The organism is Peribacillus sp. NPDC058002 (genome assembly GCF_042886655.1).
GTDB lineage: Bacteria > Bacillota > Bacilli > Bacillales > DSM-1321 > Peribacillus > Peribacillus aracenensis.
Window position 1 is genome coordinate 1 of sequence record NZ_JBHVQU010000370.1, and the last position, 2694, is coordinate 2694.

Annotated in this window: 3 protein-coding genes; all 3 read left to right on the forward strand. The window is 38.9% G+C overall.

Going from position 1 to position 2694, the window contains the following annotated elements:
* Window positions 1–24 precede the first annotated feature (24 nt).
* The 3 genes from ACFVSH_RS25155 to ACFVSH_RS25165 all read left to right on the forward strand — a co-directional run bounded on the left by ACFVSH_RS25155 (window position 25) and on the right by ACFVSH_RS25165 (window position 2681).
* Complete coding sequence (locus tag ACFVSH_RS25155) at window positions 25–132, forward strand: alkyl sulfatase C-terminal domain-containing protein (RefSeq protein ID WP_387708469.1); 108 nt, start codon at window positions 25–27, stop codon at window positions 130–132.
* 286 nt (window positions 133–418) lie between these two features.
* Entirely contained in the window at window positions 419–1657 is a 1239-nt protein-coding gene (locus ACFVSH_RS25160) for an MFS transporter (RefSeq protein WP_387708467.1), read from the forward strand.
* A 118-nt stretch (window positions 1658–1775) separates the two neighbouring features.
* Window positions 1776–2681, forward strand: a complete 906-nt coding sequence (locus ACFVSH_RS25165) for a LysR family transcriptional regulator (RefSeq protein ID WP_387595785.1) — start codon at window positions 1776–1778, stop codon at window positions 2679–2681.
* Window positions 2682–2694: the final 13 nt, after the last annotated feature.

The window sequence follows — 2694 nt, forward strand, 5'->3', positions numbered from 1 at the left end:
CTAGGTCTTTAATATTTATCCAAAATCGAAGCGGCCGGTAAAGTTTCCATTTCCGGTGATAAAGAACAGTTCGAAGATTTCCTGTCTTTGCTTGATCAATTTCAGCCAAAGGTCAATATCGTTACTCCATGATAATCAATTACTTTATAGCATGATGGATCAAGTGACGAATATTTCTACCCGCGAGCCTACTTATTAGTCTCGTGGGCTTGAATGTATCTAATAATCATGTAGGCATTCCAGTTTCGTTTTTTTTAAATCATCATTGTCTTTTAGTGAAAACGCTCCTAATAGTCACAGAACAAAAATCAATAAGTGAATAGTGAATTTTCAAGCTTTGCCATTTTGAAAGGAATTGTAAGCGCTTCCCCTATAATTCGAAAGTTTTGTGAAAATATAAAAGATGGAGTGATGAGGAATGCAGCTGTATGCAAGTAAGAAACGAAAATTAGTGATCAGCGGCCTTTTATTTGTTGGAATGATTTTAAGCTTTTTTGATCGCGTTGCCATAAATGTCGGAATTATTCCCATTGGGGATGAGTTTCATCTCAATACGTCCCAGACAGGTTTTTTAATTAGTATATTTTTTGTTAGTTACTCACTCATGCAACCGCTTGGCGGATGGATGACCGATAAATATGGAGCAAGGGTCATGGTAACTGTTTCTTTGTTTAGTTGGTCACTGTTCACTGTTATGTCTGGGTTTGCTTGGTCATTCATGTCTTTATTATTCATTCGTTTTCTGTTCGGGTTAGGTGAAGGGCCTTTCTATCCTGCCAGTATGTCCACTATAAGAAATAACTTCCCGGAAGAAGAACGGGGCCGGGCAAATTCGTTTTTCCTGTCTGCCCAGAATATTGGCGGGATATTAGGTACTGCTCTTGCAGCTTCGATGGTTGTAGCTTTCGGTTGGCGGGGCATGTTTACCATTGCCGGAGTTCTGGGGATATTAATTTCTTTCGGTATTTGGTTCATTCTAAAGCCTCAAGGAACTCAAGAGGTTAAAAAAGACAACCCGAAACAAAAAAAGGTAGCCCTGAAACTATTATTTAAAATCGAAAACATTTGGAAACTCATATCTTTCAAGTTTATCTCAAATATTATCAACTATGGGCTGATCACTTGGATGCCTATATATTTGGTTAAGGAAAAAGGGGTTGATTTAATAGCCGCAGGGGGTTTATTGGCAATCCCTTATGTTTTTGGTTTCTTGATGTTTAATGTAAGCGGTTGGCTCCTTGATAAGCATATGGCTAACCGGGAGAAGTATCTTGCTGCAGCAGGAGCTTTATTATCGGCAATTTTTCTCTTTTTAATGTCTAACGCCACATCCATAGCACTTTTCATCACTTATCTCACTCTTAACTCCATAGCGCTGTCTTTCTTTGGAACCGTTCTATATACGATTATCATAAAATACTCACCAAAGGAACTTACGGGCTCTGCCTCCGGGCTTGTAACTTTTGCCGGTCAAATTGCAGGTGCGGTTTCTCCTTTAGCCATCGGTTTGATTATCAGTTTGTTTAATGACTCCTATAATGCAGCTTTCCTGTTTTTGGTGATAATGGCGTTATTGGGAACGGTTGTTGCCGTTTCTATAAAAAATAATCGGGCACAACCCGCTAAAGAATACGAAAAAACAACTACCATTGTATAAAACTGGCACTCTGCTTTTGACGAGACAGTTCTAGATGTCCTGGTTCTTCTTCTCTAAAATTGAAAGGGCTTTCTGTTCGAGGTATGATATGGGTAATAGGCTAGAAGGAGAATGAACAATGAATATAGAACAATTGGAATATATCATAAAGGTGGCCGAGGTAAACTCGATTTCCACTGCTTCAGAGAGCCTCCATATCTCTCAATCTGGAATCAGCATGGCCATTACCAGTCTGGAGAAGGAATTAGGTATAAAAATCTTCAAACGGTCACGGTTAGGAACCATACCTACAGAGGACGGAAAGGAAATCATCCAGAAGGCTCTTGAAGTATTAAGCAAATTGGAAGAAATAAGAGACAGTGCGCAAATACATTCAGATACGATGGAAAAAGAGTTACGCCTATCCTCTACACAGGGTTTATTTCTTACGGTTTTGCCTAAATCCTTGGCATTATTTAAGAAGAAGTATCCTGAGGTGAAAATCGTGATTGAAGAAAAAGGGGGACAAGAGATAACCGAAGAAGTACTGAATGATAAGATAGACATCGGGCTCTTGAACATTCCAAAGATTAAGCCAAAAGAACATGAGTTGGAATTTCAACCTTTAATGGAAGCAAAAGTGATTGTGTCGGTCAGTAAGAATTCCCCTTTAGCCAACCGTAAAAGCATAACCCCACAAGAGCTAATGGACCAAAATCTGGTCGTTTACAATGGACCAAGAATGAAGGCGTTCATTAAAGGTTTTTTTGATCATTACGGTGAGATGAATATCTTGTTTTTCACAAATAATACGGAAATCATCAAAAAAACCGTCGCTGAGGGATTAGCCATTGCCTTTTCCTATGATATTGGAGTGAACAGCGACCCCTATTTCCTAAGCGGGGAACTTGTGGCCATTCCTTTGGTGGAGTTAGAAAATAATACAATGGAATTCGGTTATGTTCGCTCTAAGAAGCAGTATTTTTCAAAAGCTGCCAGGGAATTTATTAAATGTCTCGAATTCTATACTGCTCTTAAATATTAGTTTCCCATGATGA

Bases quoted from the DNA above. Each gene is read 5' to 3' on its own strand.
- ACFVSH_RS25160 (WP_387708467.1), top strand. From the start codon at position 419: ATGCAGCTGTATGCAAGTAAGAAACGAAAATTAGTGATCAGCGGCCTT.
- ACFVSH_RS25165 (WP_387595785.1), top strand. From the start codon at position 1,776: ATGAATATAGAACAATTGGAATATATCATAAAGGTGGCCGAGGTAAAC.